Below are 18,800 nucleotides of genomic sequence, written 5' to 3'. Positions count from 1 at the left end.
TTCCGTTCGGCCCGGTCGATCCGCCTCGTCCGCTCCTTCCGGGACGGGACTGACCGCTGGTTCAGCGGTCTCAGAAGGCCCGGCGACGGTGCTGCGGGTGGTGGGTGCAGCGAGGCGCGGACATGAGACAAGTGGACCTCCTGCGCGAGCAGCTCAGCGAGCGCGACATTGCCATCGTGGAGGATGTCGAGCGCTTCCGACTACTCACTACGCGGCAGATTCAGCGCCTGCACTTCACCACCGGCCATCAGAGCGTGGCAGCCGCGACACGGGCCACCACGCGCGTGCTACAGCGATTGCGTGGCCATGGCGTCATCTCCACCCTGACCCGTCGTGTCGGTGGTGTTCGCCAGGGCTCGGACAGCCTGACCTGGCAACTGACGGCGACGGGCGACCGCTTGCTCCGCCACCTTCATGGGCGCGCGTATCGGCGGCGGTACCGCGAACCGTCGCCCGAATTCACCAAGCACACTCTGACCGTCGCCAACCTCGGGGTGCTGCTGCGAGAAGCCGAACAAGCGGGTCGGATCGAATTGTCCGAGATCGGCGTCGAGGGCCAGGCCCGACGGATGTTCGTCGGTCGGCACGGGGCCAGAGAGGTCCTCAAACCGGACCTGTATGCGGTGACGGCTGGCAGGGAGTTCGAGCACCACTGGTTCATCGAGGCGGACCGGGGTACTGAGCATGATCCGCATCTGGCGAGAAAGTTGGGTGCCTATAGTCGCTTTTTCAAGAGTGGTCGTTACCAGGCTGAGCATGGTCTATTTCCATCAGTGCTGTGGGTTGTGCCCGACGATAAGCGGGCTGCAGTACTGAGTGCACTTATCGCAACGATCGAGTTGGGATCACCCAGACTATTTGAAATATGCACGTATGACCGGTTTATTGGCTTCGTCGTCACAGCGACGAACGGGGGTGAATCGATGCCATTGCCGGGAATCCTCGAATCTACCGAAAGGCGGTTGGAATCGGATCCCAATGATTCAATCGCCGACGTGTTGGAGATGTAAATTCCGCGTCAGAAATCCTATCCATTTATGTCGCAAAGAGAGTTACAGTTTGGGTGGGAACGAAAAATTCCCCAGCATGAAATGAAAGGAGGGTCTCATGGTCCATGTGAATGTGAAGGAGCTGTCGGAGGGATATCGCCACGAAATAGAGCTGATCAGAGCCGCCTGGATTGCAGTCCACCGCGGCGTCTGGCGCGGCTGGGCGACGAAAGCGGACTCGAATGCAACCAAGTGTGGGGGCGTGGTTGAGCGGTTGGTGGCGAGGCGTGAGTATGCAGATGGCGTAGTCCTGCGGGGGCAACTATGAATGGCGTTACGAATTGTGGTGATGCGCTGGCAGGGCTTCGAGCGCTTGTGCCTGCGGCGACGAAGAAAACGAATCGGCGCACCGCTACTGAACTAGCGTTGACTCAGGGGCAGTTGATAGCTGAATTGGCCTATTTCAATAAGTTGCCGCTGGTTGAATACCTATGCCGGTATGGGGGCGTTGTGATGAAGTTCGTGCCCGCAGCGCGTGTCGGTGACCAGGAATGTCGCTCGGAGATCGTGACAATTCCGGTGCTGGCCGAATCTGGCCGGATGTATCGGTCCTTGTTGCGCCAGTACAAGACAATCGTCGACTTGCCATATCGTGCCCGGCTCTACAGTGAGCAGTCGGATGCGGCACGCGCGGCTGATCGGTTTGCCGAGGAGGCGATGGCGCAATGTCATCGCATTACTGAACGGTCGGGAAGCCGTGGAGTGCCACTCATTTCCGGCCACTTCTCGCGCCGACTAAATTCGGTGACAAGGGGGCTAGTCAAAAACCCGACAAAGCGCGCTAGGCTTGAGGCGGCCACTGGAATTGTACCAATAAAACGTGGGAATATCGGAAGCAGGGAAAACGAAGTTGACGACACTAGTGAAAAGCAATTCGAACGTAAGTCGGGGCTCGCGATCATCTGTGGGGAGGTTGAGTGATGGCTGAGAATTGCGACTCCAAGTTAGAGTCGATGACGCCTGCTGTCCTGTTCCTCACCTTCACCACGATGGCCAGACGTGCGACCGTCGAGCACTACCGTGCAGCCGCGCAAAGCTGGGCGTCCTGGAAAGGGATTCGGATTGTACATGAGATAGTGGAATTGGGTACAGGGGACACACAGTTCTGTGATCGGCTGGCCTTCCCGGCGGTGAAGCAATACCTGGAAGCGCATTCCGAGGTTCGAGATATCATAATTCCCGCAGCAAACAATAGCTCGCGCACCGCGATGAATGACGTCAGATATCAAATCAGGCAGATGGGAGTGAAATATTGGGTGGCTCCCGTTCCTCAAGCTCGCTCTCGAAAAACAACACGCCTGCGAACCCGGCCGTTGAGTGAGTTGTTCGCGGAAGCGGAAAAGGTCGGGCGAGCGCTGCTCGAGGCAGATGGGAAGGGTACGTCGGCGGAGAGTCGCAACGCGCAAGGAGATGAATCATGAACGGCTCCCCGTCCAGCGGCGAGGTCGGCCGCAGCGCCTATCTTCCCGCAGCGGAGGGCTGGCACTACCCGGCTGTCACAACGGATGCGGTGGACACAGACAGCGGAACGGCGTTCGTCGACGACGGCGAGGCGCCGCCCGGCACCCGAGCGCTTCTCTATCTTCGGGTCTCGACCCCCGGGCAGCTGAACACGGACTTCGATCCGGAAGGCATCTCGATTCCTGCGCAGCGCGTGGCCGGTCAACGCAAGGCGGACCAGTTGGGGCTCAACGTTATTGGTGAGTATATAGAGCCTGGGCGCTCGGCGACCGAGATAACCAAACGGGTGGAATTCCAGCGTATGCTCGACCGCATCAGGCGCGAGCGCGACGTAGATTACATCATCGTGTACGAGCTGGCTCGCTTCGCACGTAACCGGCTCGATGACGCGATCGTCATGGCCGATCTCAGGAAGCGCGGCGTCACCTTGATCAGCGCAACGGAGTCGATCGACGATACTCCGGTGGGGCAGCTGATGCACGGCATCCTAGCGGCGTTCAACGAGTACCGCTCGCGTAAAGATGGAGCCGACGTCTCGTTCAAGATGGGGGAGAAGGCCCGCAAGGGCGGCACTCTCGGGCAGGCAAAGATCGGGTATCTGAACGTGCTACTGCAGACCGACGACGGCCGAAAGATTCGCACGGTCGAGATCGATGCCCAGCGTGGTCCACTGGTCGAGCAAGCCTGGAAGCTCTATGCCACTGGCGATTACAGCCTGACCGATATAGAGCGCATCATGTGCGACCGCGGGCTTCGTACCCGTCGCACGCCGAAGCGGGTCCCGAAGCCGGTAACGGCAAAGGAGTGGGCGCGGTTCTTCCGCAGCAACTACTACATCGGCATCGTTACCTACAAGGGGGAGGAGATCCCCGGCCGCCACCAACCACTCATCGACGAGGAGACGTTCAACCGGGTGCAGCGGGTGCTCGATGAGCATGGGGTGGCCGGCGAACGCCGCCGAGTCCACCACCACTATCTCAAGGGCAGCCTGTTCTGTGGTCGGTGTCGGACGGACGCGATTCTGCGCCGCATGATTATCCAGCGCACGCCGGGTCGGCACGGCGGGGACTACTGGTACTTCTTCTGCATTGGCAACCAGAAGAACGCAGGATGCCACTCCCCGCATCTGAACGCCGACCGGGTGGAAGAGGCGGTGGTCGAGCACTACAAGACGATCGCCTTCTCCCCGGAGTTCATCAGCGCCATGCAGTTGGCCCTCGATCAGATGCTGGCCGAGAACGAGATGGCTCAGCGTCTGTACCGAAAGCAGCTACAGGATCAACTAAAGGACCTTGAGACCAAAGAGACGAACCTGATCGAACTGGCTGCTGACGGCGAACTACCGCAGGCCAAGATCCGGTCGCGGCTGACCGAGATCAAACGGGAGCGGGAGAAGCTTGAGGCGGACTTGGTCGACGTTCGGCTAGATCTGTCCGCAAGCGCGAAGTACCTAACGACGTGCCTGGAGCTGCTGCGCGATCCGCACCGGTTGTATAAGGCGGCGAGCGACAAGACCCGGCGCAGACTCAATCAGGCAATCTTCAAGCGGCTGTACGTGTTCGAAGAGAAGATCACCGGTCACGAGCTGCAGCCGATGATTGCGGAGCTGCATGCCGTAGAAGCGGGCTACTCGACACTGCAGCACGGTCATGATGAAGCGACGGCTACCTGCGTGGCCGAGAGCGTGTTGAGGCGACATCTGCCAGAAAAGCAACTCGCCACCCGGTCGGGTGGCGAGTATGTGAATCTGCTCACAGCCCTGGCTTGCGCCGTTCATTCGGGCCGTGTTTCTAGTAACGGTCTTCTGGTGCGCCATCAGGGACTCGAACCCCGAACCCGCTGATTAAGAGTCAGCTGCTCTGCCAATTGAGCTAATGGCGCGTACTGCGTTGTGGCTTTCCGGAGAACCTCTCGGCTTCCGTTCCGGCCCCTCTGCGGTGCGGAAAGAACATTAACAGGCTTTGGTGTGGAAAGTGAAATCGCCCCCTTGAACTGGGGTTTTGTCAGGAGTGCCGGACTTGCTCGGTGGTGTTAACGAAGTTGGGGCGGGTGCGATGTTTCTTTCGAGCCCTGCGGGGGCTGACGTCTTGTCGTTGGTTGGGGCTTGGTCCTGGCAGAATGGGCAGGGCGTGGTCTCGGCCGAACCCGTAGGCGTGGTGGTCGAGCAGGCGTGGTCGGGGTCGGAGGAACTCGGGGCCGCCCACGCACCGGAGACGTGAAGCGGGGTTGCAATGAGTAAGAGTCAGGGCCGGCGCCGGTCGCGGAGATGGCTTGGTTTCGTAGCGGTATCGGCGGCGCTGGCGTTGGCGCTGACCGGCTGTTCGAGCGGGGGATCGAGCGACTCCTCTTCGGTCGCAATCGATTCCAATCCGATCACCGAACTCATGAAGCCCAAACTGATTTCACCGGTGAAGGACGGGGAGAAGGGCGTCTCGCCCGGAGATCCGTTGGTGCTCAAGGTGGAAGACGGCAAGCTCACGAATGTGACGCTCACCAATCCCGAGGGTCGTGCGGTGCCGGGTGAACTGGCCGCCGACGGGCTGTCGTGGAAGCCGGTCGAGCAGTTGGGATTCGGGCGCACCTATGCGCTGGCGGTGGAGGCCATCGGGCTGGGCGGCAAGTCCAGCACCGCTATGAGCTTCACCACCATCTCGCCCAACAACCGCACGCATCCGTATCTGCTGCCGGGTGAGAACGAGGTCGTGGGCATCGCGCAGCCGGTGGCCATCCAGTTCGACGAGAACATTCCCGACCGCAAGGCCGCGCAGAATGCGATCAAGATCACGACCACGCCCGCGGTCGAGGGCGCGTTCTACTGGGTCAACAATCGTGAGGTGCGCTGGCGGCCCGAGCATTTCTGGGCTCCGGGCACCAAGGTCGACATCGCGGTGAACGTGTACGGCAAGGACCTGGGCAACGGCCTGGTCGGTGACGCCGACCTCACCTCCACCTTCACCGTCGGCGACGCCATGGTCTTCACCGCCGACGACAACACCCACATGGTGACGGTGGAGAAGAACGGTGAGGTGATCAGAACCATGCCGACCTCGATGGGCAAGAACAGCACTCCCACCGACAATGGCATCTACATCATCGCCGACCGGCACGAGAAGATCATCATGGACTCGTCCACCTACGGCGTGGCCGTGAACTCGCCCGACGGTTACAAGACGCCGGTCGACTACGCGACGCGAATGTCCTACTCCGGCATCTTCTTCCACTCGGCCCCGTGGTCGCTGGGCGCGCAGGGTTCGTACAACACCAGCCACGGCTGCCTCAACCTGAGCCCCTCGGATGCCCGCTGGGTGTTCGAGAACGCCAAGCGCGGTGACGTCGCCATCGTGAAGAACACGGTCGGCGGCACGCTCTCGGCCGTGGACGGCCTGGGCGACTGGAACATGCCGTGGGCGCAGTGGAAGGCCGGCAACGCCGACGACAACCGCTGACCGCGCGAGTAACGCAGCAGAAGGGGCACCGGCCGTGAAGCCGGTGCCCCTTCCTTGTTGCTCGACCGCGGTCCGGACGGTTCGCTACGTGGTGGGCAGTCCGAGGTTGCCCTTGCCATTGAGGTTGTCGCAGCCGAACGACGTCTTGCCCAGGATGGTCGACGCGCTGCCGGTCACCGCGCACAGTGTGTCGAAGGGGCCGAACAGCAGCTTGTCCAGGTTCGGCAGCCCGAAGGAGCCGGTGCCGGTGGAGCCGGTGGTGGCCAGGCCGCCCGAGGTGCCGGTGTTCGCCGAGCCGGACGCCGAACCCGTGACTTCCGACTGGAGCGGATCGTCGGCGTTGGTGGTGGCCGCATCCGTGAGGACGATGTCCGCGGAGGCGACCGCGGGAGCGGCGGACAAAATGGCGGCGGTGGCTAGCAAAGTTGTTACGGCGGAACGCTTCACGTAAGGGTCTTTCTGATCGAGCAGGCGTCGGGGGCCCCGACTCCCCCCGTTATCGGATGAAGTCTACGAAGATCGAGTGGGCCGCGCCACAATTTCCAATACAGTGATGTACCGGTCACAGCGAACTCTCAGAGTGGTGGCTCGTCCTGCCATATTCTGGCGATGGCACGCACGGGTGAGCCGTCGGCGCGGGGGATGCTGAGCGGTAGCAGAGACACTTCGATGCGATGCCCCGAATCCTGTGCCGCCAGCACCTCGCTCAGGTCGGTGAGGTTCTCCGCGATCACCGCGTGCGCACCGCAGAGAATGCGATGCACGGGAATGTCCTCCGCCGGTGTCGGATCCACGCTGAGGGCATCGACGCCGATTGTGCGCACACCGGATTCGACCAGGTAGGCGGCGACTTCGGGGGTCGGATACGGGTGCGCGAGATAGTCCGGAGTACCCCAGTGCCGAGCCCAGCCGGTGGCGATCAGCACGATCTGGCCGGATGCGACGCGGCCCTCGAAGTATTCGAGTCCGAGGGGAGTGCGCGGCGCGAGACCGCGGGCGTCGATGACGACGGCCGGGCCGAGGAATCGGTCGAGCGGCAGTTCGTCCAGGGCGGGCAGCCGGTCGTCGATGTGCACGGGCGCGTCGACATGGGTCCCGGTCTGTGAGCCCAGGTCCAGGTGCAGCACGTTCACGCCGTCGCGGGCGACGGTGAGCGCCGGATTCAACGTCACCTCCGGGTCGCCGGGGTATACGGGCATGCCGGTCCGGAGCGGTACGGACAGGTCGATGAGACGCACGGCATCAGCCTGGCCGTCACGGCGGGGGACCGCAAGGACCATGCCGGAAATATCCGAGTGCGGGCAATCGTCTGGCTACACTCCGCGGGCATCATGCAGATCCCGGCCATGGCGGATCGCTACTGGCTCATGCAGGTCATGGACGCCTGGACCGGCCAAGCAGGTCGAATCCATGGATCCGCGCAGCTTCTTCGCGAAACTGTGCGGGCTCATGACAGTCGATCGGCCCGCCGCGGCCGACGCGCCTGCCATGGCCCGTTTCGCCAAGACAGCCCCAGACCTCGGTGGCCGAGTCGTCCTGAGGCATTCGGCCGTGCCCGGATTCCGTACCGGAACGAGCACAGTGCACCGAAAGTCCTTGCTACCGTCGGATCGAGGGACTGGAACCGGGGTCAACACCCCCGATTCTCAGGGGTCCGGGGGCGGAGCCCCTGGGAAAAAGGGAGCCAGGGTGGAGGGACGCGTTTTCGCCGGCTATCGCATCGAGCATCGGCTCGGCTCCGGCGGCATGGCCGTGGTCTATCGCGCCCAGCATCCCCGGCTGCCGCGCAAGGAGGCGCTGAAGATCCTGCTGGCCAACCATTCCGAGGATCCGGACTTCCAGTTCCGCTTCCTGCGTGAGGCGGAAGTGGCTGCGCGCCTGGACCATCCGAATCTGGTGTCGGTGCATGATCGCGGCATTCACCAGGGCCGGCCGTGGATCGCCATGCAGTTCATCGACGGCACGGATGTGGCCACGCTCATCCGGCACGGGCCGCGCGCGCTGCCGCCGGAGCGGGCCGTCCATATTCTCGGGGAGGCCGCGCGCGGGCTGGACGAGATCCACCGGGCGGGCCTGGTGCACCGGGATGTGAAGCCCGCCAACATCATGGTCACCCGGGGCCGCGACGGCCGGGATCGGGTGCTGGTCACCGACTTCGGCATCGCCCGCACCACCGAGGACGGCGACCGGATCACCGGATCCGGCGCGGTGGTGGGCACACTCGGCTACATCGCCCCGGAGCAGTTGGAGAACGGGCCGGTGGATCACCGCGCCGATGTCTACGCCCTAGGCTGCACGCTGTATCAAATGCTCACCGGCGCACTGCCGTTCGAACGCGGCGATCCCCGCTCGGTGGTGCGCGCCCATCTGCTGGATCCGCCGCCGCAACCGTCCCGCGCGGGATTGCCCGCCGGATTCGACGCCGTGATCGCGCGGGCCATGGCGAAGGACCCGCGGCGGCGGCATCCCAGCTGCGGCGCGCTGGCGGAGGAGGCCGCCGGGGTCCTGCGCGGCGATCCGCCCGGTGCCGCATCCGGCAGATGGCTCGGAATACGTCTCGGCGCCACAACTCTCGTGATCGCGCTGGCCGTCGCTCTGGCCCTGCTGGTGCGTCCGGATGCGCGGGTCGTCACCGGCAAGCCGGTCGCCGCGCTCACCATCGGCGCGCCGACCACCACCGTCTCCGCCGACGACTTCCCGGAGTGGAAGTCCTACGCCTATATCGTCGCCGCCTTCCCCAGCCTGCTGCCGGAACGCCCGGACACCATCGAAATCGGCAGCGGCAATTGCTTTCCGACCGATACCGGCGGCACCAGCGTCCCGGTCGACAAGGAGGCCAAACCGGTGGCTCAGATCTTCTGCACCGGCGCGGCCCCGCCCGCCGATACGACCGCCTTCACCTGCATGGCCGATCGCACCCCCATGCCCTTCACCGAGCAGGCCGGCTACACCGGCGAGGGCAATCAGGACTGGACTCGCGCCTCGGGTTCGGGCCGATTGTATTGGGGCCACGCCGAAATCACGCCGGGCCGGGTGCGCGGGGTGCTGCAGGTGTATTTCGAGAGCCCGTCCCGCTACTTCTGCATGGTCATGGTCACCGGCGGATCCACCGGTAACGAACTCCTGCAGCGTTGGTGGCCGTCCGCGCCACTCTGACCGAGATCCCCTGCCGCCCCGAGGAAGTCGCATGATGTCCCAGTCCACGGAACGCATCGGGAGACTCGCCTGGCTCGGAATGCTGTGTGCCCTGGTCGTTCTCGCCACCGGCTGCACGGTGCCGGGCACGCCGCAGGAGACCACGGTGGACCTGAACACGCTCTCGGTGGGCGATTACGGCACCGACCTGCTCGATGAGCCGCCCCCGGGGGACGGGAGATACGGCAAGATCGTCGAGGCGGTGCGGATGGGCGAGGCCATCATCGATCCCGCCGAGGCCGACCCGGACGCGAAATACAGTCTGGGCGTGGGGATTGCCGCGCTGCCCAGCTCGGATCTGGCCACCCGGCGGCTGGGCGACGCGGTCAAACCGGTGCTGGATCAGCAGCGCATGCTGACCGGCTTCTGGGTCGGCGGCACCGATACCGACGACGACAGCGCTCAGGTGGGCATGCATCGAGTGTCGGTGGTGCTGTTGCGCTTTCCCGACGACGCGACCGCGCAGGCCGCCGCCACCGGCATCGACGCCGCCGACTTCGCGGTCAGCAAGGACAATGTCGCGGTGAGTATCCCCGGATACGGGGCGGCGCGCGGGCATTGGCGGCCGAGTGTGCCGACGCTGGCCGCGACCATCGCGCACGGTTCCTTCGTGGTGAACGTGTACGCCCAGTGGCCGAGCACGGATCTGGCGGCGCTCACGGGCGTGGTGCGGAAGGCGTTCGACGCGCAACTGCCGGCGCTGGACCGCTTCGCGGCCACACCGGTGGACCGGATTTCCGCGCTGGCCCTGGATCGCGACGGCATGCTGCGGCGGACGCTGCCGGCCAAGCGCGGGCAGTGGCCGTATCCGGTGCAGAGTTCGGTGCCGGTGAGCACCATTGCCAATTGGGATGATCCGATCGTGGACTCCGGGGTGGTGTTCGGCCCGCGCGTCGTTTTCCTCAAATATGCGCGTCCGGATGCGGGCACGCTGGTGGCCGATGCCTTCGCGAAGGTGGCCTGGGCGGGGGTGCTGCGTTTCACCGATCCGGTGGCCGCGCGAAAGTACTTCGCGCCCATTCCGAAGGAATCCGACTATCGGGTCACGACTCCGCCGCCTGGGGTGCCGGATGTGCGCTGCACCGAGAGCGCCGATCCGGGTGTCACCGCGGATCTGAAGTACTCGTGCAAGGTGCTGGTGCACCGCTATGTGGGCGTGGTCAACAGCCGGGATCTGCAGGACGCGCAAGAGAAGGCGGCGGCTCAGTATGTGCTGCTGGTGAAGGCGGATCGGCCCTGAACAGCCACTGTCACCTGCCCCTTTCGTTCTGAAACACGTTCTAGTCAGTCGTGCTACATTAGCAGGCGAATCGCACCCGCGAGACCATCCCGCGAACTTTTCCGAACTTCTGGACAGAAGACCAGTTATAGATGTTTACTTGGAGCCCGGGTGGCACCTGCACCCCCCGAGTCATCCGCAGAGCTCGGTAAATCATTGTCTGTCCCGGAATGGCTCGGGACGCAAAAGGAGAATGTATGTTCCGGAATCCTCGGACGACTGCGCTGGCGGCGTCGGCTTCGCTGGTTCTCGCCGGTTTGAGCGTCGGTCTGAATGCGGGTGTGGCTTCCGCTGATTCGACCTGCGAGGTTCGCAGCTTCGAAACCAAGAAGGACGTCAGCACGGTCGGTATCACGCATACCTACGAAAAGATCGTCACGAGCGATTCCGTCGGCGTCGGCACCTCGGTGACCTACAAGATCGTGGTCGGCACCACCGGCATCGGCAACCCGTACGTCAACACCATCACCGACTTCCCGCCGGCCGGTTTCGGCGCGCCCACCAAGACCACCATTACCGCCTACCACCTGGGTGGCGGCCAGCGCACCGAGGATGTGACCGCCAGCCCGAACGCGGGCGGCTGGAAGGTCACCAGCACCGGCTGGTTCGTGAATTCCGGTAACCCGGTGACCATGACCATCACCTACCCGGTGCCGGACAACCTGGGCACCGGCAAGCAGATCACCAGCGGCGGCGTCGGCGTCGCGGGCACGGTCGGCGTGAGCAATGAAATGCCGAACCTGACTGCCTGCTTCACCTCGCGCGGCACCAATGCGGGCGAGACCGTGATCGGCAGCCTCGGCGACAATGGCCTCGGCTCCAATGACGGACAGCTCAGCTCCACCGGATCGTTCAGCGACATCATCGCCGACGCCATCCGGAAGTACATCGGCAGCTGACCACTGCGCGGCCGGCGACAATGATGAGGAAAGAATTGCTGTTCAAAAGAAAACTGTCGCAATTGGCGATTATTTCTTGTCTCATAATGTCGCCGGCCCTTGCCGTGGACCCGGGCGGCGCCGCGGCGGCTCCGCCCGGTGAACTTGTTCTCGTTGACCGGGCCGGGCAGCGGCAGCAGATATTCCACGTCTACTCGCCGTCGATGCAGCGCACCATCACGCTGCAGGTGCTCACGCCGTTCGACACCAGCGAACCGCGGCCGACGCTGTACCTGCTCAATGGCGCGGGCGGCGGCGAGGACGCGGCCACCTGGTTCCGGCAGACCGACATCGTGCAGTTCTTCGCCGAGAAGAACGTGAACGTGGTGGTGCCGGTGGGCGGCAAGTTCTCGTACTACACCGACTGGCAGCGCGACGATCCGAAGCTCGGGCGGAACCAGTGGGCCACCTTCCTGACCGAAGAGCTGCCGCCGGTGATCGACGCCGAACTGAAAACCTCCGGGGTGAATGCCATCGCGGGTGTGTCCATGGCAGCCAGCGCGGCATTGGATCTGGCCATCGCCGCACCCGATCTCTATCGGGCCGTCGGCTCCTACAGTGGCTGCGCGTCCACCGCGGACGAGTTGAGCCGCACCTTCATTCGCCTCGTCATGGATCGCGCCGATGCCGACGTGCGCAATATGTGGGGCGAGGACGACGACCCCGAATGGCTGCGCCACGACGTCGTGCTGAACGCCGAGGGCCTGCGCGGCAAAACCCTCTACATCTCCAGCGCGACCGGATTGCCCGGGCAGTACGACACTCTGGCCAATCCCGCCCTCAAGGGCAACACCTACACGCTGGCCAATCAGATCATGCTCGGCGGTGTGATCGAGGCCGCCACCAATCTGTGCACGCAGCGCCTGGCCACCCGGCTGGGCGAGCTGGGCATTCCCGCCACCGTCGAATTCCGGCCCGCCGGAACACATTCCTGGGGTTACTGGCAGGAGGACCTGCACAAATCCTGGCCGATCCTCGAAGCCGCCTTGCACAACTGAGGCCCGAACGCGAAGAAGTCCCGATCCATCACGGATCGGGACTTTTTCGTCGGTGACGTCAGAGTCGCGCGGGCTCCGGGGCTTCGGCCTCCTGCTGCTTGCGCAGCACCGAATGCCTACGGCCGTACGCGAAGTAGACGATCGCGCCCAGCGCCATCCAGATGACGAAGCGCAGCCACGTCTCGATGGACAGGTTGAGCATCAGCCACAGGCAGGCCAGCGCGCCCAGAATGGGAATCACCGGGACGAACGGGACGCGGAAGCCGCGCGGCAGATCCGGTCGGGTGCGGCGCAGAATCGGGACGCCGATCGACACCATGACGAAGGCGACCAGGGTGCCGATGTTCACCATCTCTTCGAGGGTGCCGAAGTCCACGAAACCGGCCAGCAGCGCGCAGATCACGCCGACGATGACGGTCAGCCGGACGGGCGTGCCCTTCGCGCCGGTGTGCGCCAGGCTGCGGGGGAGCAGGCCGTCGCGGGCCATGGCGAACAGCACACGGGTCTGGCCCAGGTACATGACCATGACGACCGTCGACAGGCCGGCCAGCGCGCCGATGGAGATGATGTTCTTGGTCCAGGTCGCGCCGTGGATGGCGAAAGCCGTTGCCAGCGTGGCGTCTCCGCCCTGCAGCTCCTTGTAGGAGACCATGCCGGTGAGCACCAGCGACACCGCGACATACAGGACCGTCACGATGGCCAGCGAACCGAACAGGCCGCGCGGGACATCGCGCTGCGGGTTGCGGGTCTCCTCGGCGGTGGTGGCCACCACGTCGAAACCGACGAAGGCGAAGAACACCAGGCTGGCCGCGGCCAGCAGGCCGTACCAGCCGAAACTGGTGCCGCCGGAACCGGTCAGCCAGGCGAACAGCGACTGACGCAGGCCGTCGGCGTGCTCGGACGGCTCGGACGGCGGGATGTAGGGGGTCAGGTTGGACGGCTTGAAGTAGGTCGCGCCGACCACCAGCACCAGCAGGATCACACCCAGTTTGATGGCGACCGCGACGGCCGACACCTTCGACGACAGCTTGGTGCCGGTGGCCAGCAGGGTGCCGACCACGGCGATGATAAGCACCGCGCCCCAATCGAATTGGATCGAGCCGAGGCTGAGCACCGGTGCGCCCGAACCCATCACCTCGCCCAGATACTGCGACCAGCCCTTGGCGACCACGGAGACCGCGAGCGCGAATTCCAATATCAGATCCCAGCCGATGATCCACGCGATGACCTCGCCGAAGGTGGCGTACGCGTAGGTGTACGCGCTGCCCGCCACCGGGACGGTCGAAGCGAATTCGGCGTAGCACAGCGCCGTCAATCCGCACGCGATCGCCGCGAAGACGAACGCGAGCGAGACCGAGGGCCCGGCCACCGTGCCCGCCGTGCGCGCGGTGAGGGTGAAGATGCCCGCGCCGATCACCACGGCCACACCGAAAATGGTGAGGTCCCTGGCCGTCAGATCCTTGCGTAGCTTGGAATCCGGTTCATCGGTATCCCTGATGGACTGTTCAACCGATTTGGTGCGGAATAATCCGCTCGCGATCGCCACTGCTGTTTTCCTTCCTTACTCCGGTGCCGCGTCAGAGAGCCCGCGGAATGGCGTCCAGACGCCGTTCGGCGAACCGATTGGCCGCCTCACCGGTTCCGATTCCTTCGGCCTTCGCGGCCGTGATGATGTCGCGACAGCGGGCGTAGATGCCCGCGACATCGGCTTCGACATCCGCTGGTGCGGCGGCGCGCAATTCGCCCGCCACCTGGATGAGCCCGCCCGCATTCGCCACGAAATCGGGCACCCAGGTGATGCCGCGTTCGTTCAGCGCCCGCTCGATGCCGGGGGTGGCGAGCTGGTTGTTGGCCGCACCGCAGATCAGCTTGGCCTCGATGGCCTCGGCGCTGGACGCGGTGAGGGTGCCGCCGAGGGCGCAGGGGGCGTACACGTCGACCGGGGCGGTGGCGACCGAGCTGAGCAGGCGCACTGACGGGTGTTCCTGCGAGATGCTCTGCAGCGCAGCCTGATTCACATCGGTGACGCAGACCTCCGCGCCGTCCTCGAGCAGCAGCGCGGTGAGCTCGCGGCCCACCTTGCCGACGCCCTCGATGCCGACCGTGCGACCCGCCAGAGTCGGTGCGCCCCAGACGGATTCGGCACCGGCGCGCATGGAGTGGAAGACGCCGAGCGCGGTCAGGCGGGCGCTGTCACCGGAGCCGCCGGCCTGCTTGCTGCGGCCCATCACCCAGCGGGTGTGGCGACCGATGACATCCAGATCGTCGGTGTTGGTGCCGACATCTCCGGCCGTGATGTACCGGCCGCCAAGGGTTTCCACGAATCGCGCGTACGCGGCGAGCAGCTCCTCGGTCTTGTGGATCGCCGGATCGCCGATGATGACAGCCTTGCCGCCGCCCAGATCGACCCCGGAGGCCGCCGCCTTGTAGGTCATGCCCCACGACAGCCGCAGCACATCCTGCAGCGCCGCCGACTCGTCCGCGTACGGGTAGAACCGCGTGCCGCCGAGCGCGGGACCGAGCGTGGTCGAATGAATCGAGATAATGGCCTTGAGCCCGGTCTTGTCGTCCTCGCAGAACATCACCTGCTCGTGGCTGCGCGCGCTCAGGTCGTGCGAGCGGGCGAAAACCCCAGCCTCGGAGTGCATTACGGACACTGTGTCGATCCTTTCGAGTTCGCCGCTCGGTGGGCGGCAGGGAGTTGGCCGCATGGTGACGGCCGGGCGGTGCCGCGGGTGGCGGCGGGTTTCCGGTGAACGGGTGTGTCAGTGCTCGATGCCGAGTTCGCGCAGGCCGGTCCAGTACAGCTCGACATTGCCGAGCTTCACGTCCTCGTAGCCGCGCACCACATCCGGCAGTGCGGCGGCCTTGACGGCGGTGTCGTAGCTGTCGGTGCTGAGGCCGACGGCCAGGCGGCGGACCATATCGGTGTAGTGGGACAGCAGCTCCCGCTCCACCTTTCGCACGTGGGCGTAGCCGAAGGGGTCGAGCTTGGTGCCGCGCAGCGCCTTGGCCTTGGCGAGAACCTTCAGCGCCACATGGGATTTCGGGCCGAAGCCGACCTTCTTGTCCCGGCCCATGGCCCGCAGGATCGGCGGATGCAGCTTGTAGGTGAGGTTTTCGCCGCCGGGCACCTGCGCCTGCACCTCGGCGAGGAAGGCCGGGTCGGTGAGCAGACGGGCCACCTCGTACTCGTCCTTGTAGGCGGTGAACTTGTACAGCCCGCGCGCCACGGCTTCGCTGAAGTCGGTGCGCTCGGTGACGGTACGCTCCGCGGCCCAGACGAATTCGACGGTATCGAGGTAGCGGGCGGCGACCTTCGCGTTCTGGTAGCCGATCAGTTCGGCGGCGCGCAGTTCGGCCACCCGCCGCACCTCACCGTCGAAGCTGGTGCGCGCCAGCAGTTCCGCGGGCACTGCGGGGGTGGTTCGCCGCGGCTGCCCCTCATCGACAGCCGCGGCGAAGGCGGCCGGATCGGCGATGGCCACACGCCCCCAGCGGAATGCGGCGATATTCGCGGAGACGGCGACGCCGTTGATGCCGATCGCCTCCTCGATCGCCGCCGCGGGCAGCCGCAGCCCGCCGGTTTGGAAGGCCGCGCCGACCATCAGGAAGTTGGCGGCGGCGGTATTGCCGAACAGCTTCTCGGCGGCGGCCAGCATGTCGAAGTGCGTCAGCGAATTCGACACGGCGGCAAGACGATCCAGCAGCGACGCGGTCGGCGGGTAGGCGACGGACTTGTCGTACACCATGTCGCCGGTCGGGGTCTGGCTGGTCGAGGCCACCGCGATGGTGCTCGCGGCATTGCCGTACTGGAGGTTCTTGGGATCGGTCGCGGTGAGCAGGTCGATCGCCATGATGCAGTCGGCGCTGCCCGGGGTGAGCCGGTTGGAGGGTTCCAGCGCGGTCGCCGAGAACCGCAGGTGCGAGACCACCGGTCCGGCCTTCTGGCTCAACCCGATCTGATCGAGGCTCTCCACCTCGTAGCCGGCGCGCAGCGCGGCGGTGGCCAGCACCTGGTTCACCGTCACGATGCCGGTGCCGCCGATGCCCGCGAGGAAGACGTTCTGCGTGCCCAGCGGCGCACCGAGATTCGGGTCGGCCACCACCGGCGGTTCGGCGGTCTTGCGGCGGGCAGGCTTGCGCCCCTTCTTGTCCGGCACCAGCTCCACCGTCACGAAGGACGGGCAGTCGCCGTCGAGGCAGCTGTAGTCGGTATTGCAGGAGGTCTGGTCGATGCGCGTCTTGCGGCCGAATTCGGTCTCGACCGGTTGCACCGAAAGGCAATTCGACTTGGTGCCGCAGTCGCCGCAGCCCTCGCACACCGCCTCGTTGATCACCACGCGGGTATTGCGCACCGGCAGCGCGCCGCGCTTGCGCTGACGGCGGGCGTCGGCGGCGCAGTGCTGGTCGTAGATCAGCACGGTCACGCCGGGGATGTCGCGCAGCAGCCGCTGTGCTTCGTCGAGCCGATCGCGATGCCACAGCAGGGTGCCCTTGGCGAGCGCGCTCTTCTTGTGCCGCTTGGGATCATCGGCGCAGATGATGATCTGCTTGACGCCCTCGGTGGTCAGCTTGTGCGTGAGCCCTGCGACGCTGAGGCCGCCCTCCACATCCTGCGCGCCGGTCATGGCGACGACTTCGTTCCACAGCAGCTTGTAGGTGATGTTCACCCCGGCCGCCACACACGCCTGCACGGCCAGCTGGCCGGAGTGGAAGAACGTGCCGTCGCCGATGTTCTGGAACAGGTGCGGCACATCGGTGAACGGGGCCTGTCCGATCCACTGGCTGCCCTCGCCGCCCATCTGGGTGAGCCCGGTGACCGCGCTGTCGCTGCGGCCGGACATGGTGACCAGGGTGTGGCAGCCGATGCCGCCGCCGCCGATGGAGCCCTCGGGCAGGGCGGTGGAGCGATTGTGCGGGCAGCCGCTACAGAAGTAGGGGGTCCGCTTGGCCGAGAGCACCTCCAGCGAAAGCGGCGGCGGCGCGGCCTTTTTCAGCTCGACATGATCACGCAGCACCCGGCGCAGCGGCCCGAGTAGTCGGCCGGGGGTCAGCTCGCCGTCGAAGGGCATGAGCCGCGCGCCCTGACCGTCCTGCTTGCCGAGAATGCGGGGCGCATCCGCTGTGCCGTACAGGATCTCGCGAATCTGGGTCTCGATGAACGCGGTCTTGTCCTCCACCACGATCAGCTGCTCGAGCCCGCGCGCGAACTCGGTGACCTGCTGTGCGCCAAGGGGATAGGGCATACCGATGCGGAGTAGTCGAATGCCCGCGCGATGCAGTGCGGCATCGTCCACGCCGAGATCCAGCAGCGCCTGCCGCATGGAGTCGAAAGTCGTTCCGGTGGCGGCGAGTCCGAGCTTCGCGTCGGCCGGATTCACCTCGATCACATCGAGTTCGTTCATCGCACCGAAAGACCGCACGATCTCCCAGCGCGGCCCGTACAGGTCCGCCTCGGCGATCACACTGTCCGTCGGGGCCGCCATCGGACGCTGCTTGTAGACGAAAGGCTTTCCGTCCCACTGCACTTCGGGAACCGTCAGCGCGAGATCGGCGACCGAGGCGTCGACCGTCCAGGCCCCGTCGGCGACATCGGCCACGATCTTCATGGCCACCACGCACCCGGAGGCCCGCGACAGCGCCACCCCCTGCATGCCCATGGTGATGATCTCTTCGGCATTGCGCGGGAACAGCACCGGAATTCCCATGGCCGCCAGCGACCGCTCGCTCACCGCCGGCACGGTGGAGGATTTCGACGCCGGATCATCCCCGACCAGCAGCAGCACACCGCCGCGCGGGTTCACCCCGTACATATTGGCGTGCCGCAGCGCATCGGTCGCGCGGTCCACGCCCGGACCCTTGCCGTACCACACCCCCACGACGCCATCGTGTGTCGCGCGCCCGGCGGGCAGATCGGCCTGGCTGCCCCACACCGAGGTGGCGGCCAGTTCCTCGTTGAATCCCGGCACGAACGTGATGTCGTGCTCGGTCAGCACATTCGGCATGCCCAGCAGCATCTTGTCGACCCCGCCCAGCGGGCTGCCCTGATACCCGGACACGAATGTCGCGACGCGGCGACCGGCGCGAATATCGCGCACATGCTGCTCGACCAGAAGTCTGGCAATGGCCTGCACCCCGGTGAGGAGCACCGGTCCCGCCCCGGAGCGATACCGGTCGGCGAGGTCGTACGGGGCGTTCTCGGCCTGCTGTAGGGCCGGCGGCCAGGCGACGCTGGTCATGAACAGTCACCACACTTTCCACAACCCAGATCGTGAGCTGCAAACGATGGAACTTGCAATCGGTGCAGCGAAATCTGCCGAAATGGGTGATCTGTGTCAACAGACGGGCGACACGTTGATCAATTTGATCAAAAGTGATCTAGCGCACTGTGGTGTGTGCGTCATTCTGCTCGAGCGAGACGAGACCGGCGT

16 protein-coding genes, 1 tRNA gene and 1 pseudogene are annotated in these 18,800 nt (G+C 65.2%); 10 read left to right on the top strand and 8 right to left on the bottom strand.

The annotated features are described in order from the left end of the window. The first annotated feature begins 122 nt into the window (after positions 1 to 122). From H0264_RS35585 to H0264_RS39420, 4 genes and pseudogenes are all read left to right on the top strand, one after another. On the top strand, positions 123 to 1,010 hold the full coding sequence (locus H0264_RS35585) for a replication-relaxation family protein (RefSeq protein ID WP_181581586.1): 888 nt from the start codon (positions 123 to 125) through the stop codon (positions 1,008 to 1,010). 303 nt (positions 1,011 to 1,313) lie between these two features. After that, entirely contained in the window at positions 1,314 to 1,970 is a 657-nt protein-coding gene (locus H0264_RS35580; RefSeq protein WP_181581585.1) for a hypothetical protein, read from the top strand. After that, positions 1,967 to 2,470 carry a hypothetical protein gene (locus H0264_RS35575; RefSeq protein ID WP_181581584.1) on the top strand — a complete coding sequence of 168 codons (504 nt, stop codon included), beginning with the start codon at positions 1,967 to 1,969 and terminating at the stop codon, positions 2,468 to 2,470. The genes H0264_RS35580 and H0264_RS35575 overlap by 4 nt, the downstream gene beginning before the upstream one ends. Next, positions 2,467 to 3,618 (top strand): annotated as a pseudogene (locus H0264_RS39420) (recombinase family protein); the annotation flags it as partial. The gene H0264_RS35575 and the pseudogene H0264_RS39420, both read left to right, overlap by 4 nt. Before the next feature lie 342 nt (positions 3,619 to 3,960). Here the strand turns inward: H0264_RS39420 and H0264_RS38885 are convergent. Together H0264_RS38885 and H0264_RS35560 are read right to left on the bottom strand one after the other, a co-directional pair. Beyond that, positions 3,961 to 4,326, bottom strand: a complete 366-nt coding sequence (locus tag H0264_RS38885; protein ID WP_244976049.1) for a hypothetical protein — start codon at positions 4,324 to 4,326, stop codon at positions 3,961 to 3,963. Beyond that, a tRNA-Lys gene (locus H0264_RS35560) sits at positions 4,316 to 4,391 on the bottom strand. The genes H0264_RS38885 and H0264_RS35560 overlap by 11 nt, the downstream gene beginning before the upstream one ends. Before the next feature lie 206 nt (positions 4,392 to 4,597). On the opposite strand from H0264_RS35560, the gene H0264_RS39120 reads away from it, so the two are divergent. Then, positions 4,598 to 4,729 (top strand): hypothetical protein, encoded by a 132-nt coding sequence (locus H0264_RS39120; RefSeq protein WP_276514522.1) that lies wholly within the window; start codon positions 4,598 to 4,600, stop codon positions 4,727 to 4,729. A gap of 23 nt (positions 4,730 to 4,752) precedes the next feature. Here H0264_RS39120 and H0264_RS39415 read toward each other — a convergent pair whose 3' ends face one another. Beyond that, entirely contained in the window at positions 4,753 to 4,896 is a 144-nt protein-coding gene (locus H0264_RS39415) for a hypothetical protein (protein ID WP_420832017.1), read from the bottom strand. Here H0264_RS39415 and H0264_RS35555 point away from each other — a divergent pair. Next, positions 4,895 to 5,956 carry a L,D-transpeptidase gene (locus tag H0264_RS35555; RefSeq protein WP_420832016.1) on the top strand — a complete coding sequence of 354 codons (1,062 nt, stop codon included), beginning with the start codon at positions 4,895 to 4,897 and terminating at the stop codon, positions 5,954 to 5,956. The two genes, H0264_RS39415 and H0264_RS35555, sit on opposite strands and share 2 nt — an antisense overlap. An 84-nt stretch (positions 5,957 to 6,040) precedes the next feature. Here H0264_RS35555 and H0264_RS35550 read toward each other — a convergent pair whose 3' ends face one another. Together H0264_RS35550 and H0264_RS35545 are read right to left on the bottom strand one after the other, a co-directional pair. After that, positions 6,041 to 6,403, bottom strand: a complete 363-nt coding sequence (locus H0264_RS35550) for a hypothetical protein (RefSeq protein WP_181581582.1) — start codon at positions 6,401 to 6,403, stop codon at positions 6,041 to 6,043. Between the two features lie 128 nt (positions 6,404 to 6,531). After that, the gene (locus H0264_RS35545; RefSeq protein WP_181581581.1) at positions 6,532 to 7,236 is read right to left on the bottom strand and encodes a cyclase family protein; all 705 of its coding nucleotides are present in this window, start codon (positions 7,234 to 7,236) and stop codon (positions 6,532 to 6,534) included. A gap of 409 nt (positions 7,237 to 7,645) precedes the next feature. Here H0264_RS35545 and H0264_RS35540 point away from each other — a divergent pair, with 409 nt between their 5' ends. The 4 genes from H0264_RS35540 to H0264_RS35525 all read left to right on the top strand — a co-directional run bounded on the left by H0264_RS35540 (position 7,646) and on the right by H0264_RS35525 (position 12,366). Beyond that, positions 7,646 to 9,112: a serine/threonine-protein kinase gene (locus H0264_RS35540; protein WP_244976048.1), complete on the top strand. Its 1,467-nt coding sequence runs from the start codon at positions 7,646 to 7,648 to the stop codon at positions 9,110 to 9,112. A gap of 31 nt (positions 9,113 to 9,143) precedes the next feature. Further along, positions 9,144 to 10,391: a DUF7373 family lipoprotein gene (locus H0264_RS35535; protein WP_181581580.1), complete on the top strand. Its 1,248-nt coding sequence runs from the start codon at positions 9,144 to 9,146 to the stop codon at positions 10,389 to 10,391. Positions 10,392 to 10,627: 236 nt separating this feature from the next. Then, positions 10,628 to 11,329, top strand: a complete 702-nt coding sequence (locus H0264_RS35530) for a hypothetical protein (RefSeq protein WP_181581579.1) — start codon at positions 10,628 to 10,630, stop codon at positions 11,327 to 11,329. An 86-nt stretch (positions 11,330 to 11,415) separates the two neighbouring features. Next, entirely contained in the window at positions 11,416 to 12,366 is a 951-nt protein-coding gene (locus H0264_RS35525; protein WP_231084346.1) for an alpha/beta hydrolase, read from the top strand. Between the two features lie 58 nt (positions 12,367 to 12,424). Here H0264_RS35525 and H0264_RS35520 read toward each other — a convergent pair whose 3' ends face one another. From H0264_RS35520 to H0264_RS35510, 3 genes are all read right to left on the bottom strand, one after another. After that, complete coding sequence (locus H0264_RS35520; protein ID WP_181581577.1) at positions 12,425 to 13,912, bottom strand: amino acid permease; 1,488 nt, start codon at positions 13,910 to 13,912, stop codon at positions 12,425 to 12,427. Between the two features lie 31 nt (positions 13,913 to 13,943). After that, positions 13,944 to 15,014 carry a Glu/Leu/Phe/Val family dehydrogenase gene (locus H0264_RS35515; protein ID WP_181581576.1) on the bottom strand — a complete coding sequence of 357 codons (1,071 nt, stop codon included), beginning with the start codon at positions 15,012 to 15,014 and terminating at the stop codon, positions 13,944 to 13,946. Positions 15,015 to 15,131: 117 nt separating this feature from the next. Further along, positions 15,132 to 18,608: an indolepyruvate ferredoxin oxidoreductase family protein gene (locus H0264_RS35510; RefSeq protein WP_181581575.1), complete on the bottom strand. Its 3,477-nt coding sequence runs from the start codon at positions 18,606 to 18,608 to the stop codon at positions 15,132 to 15,134. Positions 18,609 to 18,800: the final 192 nt, after the last annotated feature.

Source organism: Nocardia huaxiensis (assembly GCF_013744875.1).
In the GTDB taxonomy this organism is placed as follows: Bacteria; Actinomycetota; Actinomycetes; order Mycobacteriales; family Mycobacteriaceae; genus Nocardia; species Nocardia huaxiensis.
This window is presented reverse-complemented; position numbering and strand designations above follow the sequence as displayed.

Coding starts and splice junctions, on each gene's coding strand:
- H0264_RS39415 (WP_420832017.1), bottom strand. CDS start 4,896: ATGAGTTCGGTGATCGGATTGGAATCGATTGCGACCGAAGAGGAGTCG.
- H0264_RS38885 (WP_244976049.1), bottom strand. CDS start 4,326: ATGGCGCACCAGAAGACCGTTACTAGAAACACGGCCCGAATGAACGGC.
- H0264_RS35585 (WP_181581586.1), top strand. CDS start 123: ATGAGACAAGTGGACCTCCTGCGCGAGCAGCTCAGCGAGCGCGACATT.
- H0264_RS35555 (WP_420832016.1), top strand. CDS start 4,895: ATGAAGCCCAAACTGATTTCACCGGTGAAGGACGGGGAGAAGGGCGTC.
- H0264_RS35525 (WP_231084346.1), top strand. CDS start 11,416: ATGTCGCCGGCCCTTGCCGTGGACCCGGGCGGCGCCGCGGCGGCTCCG.
- H0264_RS35535 (WP_181581580.1), top strand. CDS start 9,144: ATGATGTCCCAGTCCACGGAACGCATCGGGAGACTCGCCTGGCTCGGA.
- H0264_RS35580 (WP_181581585.1), top strand. CDS start 1,314: ATGAATGGCGTTACGAATTGTGGTGATGCGCTGGCAGGGCTTCGAGCG.
- H0264_RS35510 (WP_181581575.1), bottom strand. CDS start 18,608: ATGACCAGCGTCGCCTGGCCGCCGGCCCTACAGCAGGCCGAGAACGCC.
- H0264_RS35545 (WP_181581581.1), bottom strand. CDS start 7,236: ATGGTCCTTGCGGTCCCCCGCCGTGACGGCCAGGCTGATGCCGTGCGT.
- H0264_RS35515 (WP_181581576.1), bottom strand. CDS start 15,014: ATGCACTCCGAGGCTGGGGTTTTCGCCCGCTCGCACGACCTGAGCGCG.
- H0264_RS35530 (WP_181581579.1), top strand. CDS start 10,628: ATGTTCCGGAATCCTCGGACGACTGCGCTGGCGGCGTCGGCTTCGCTG.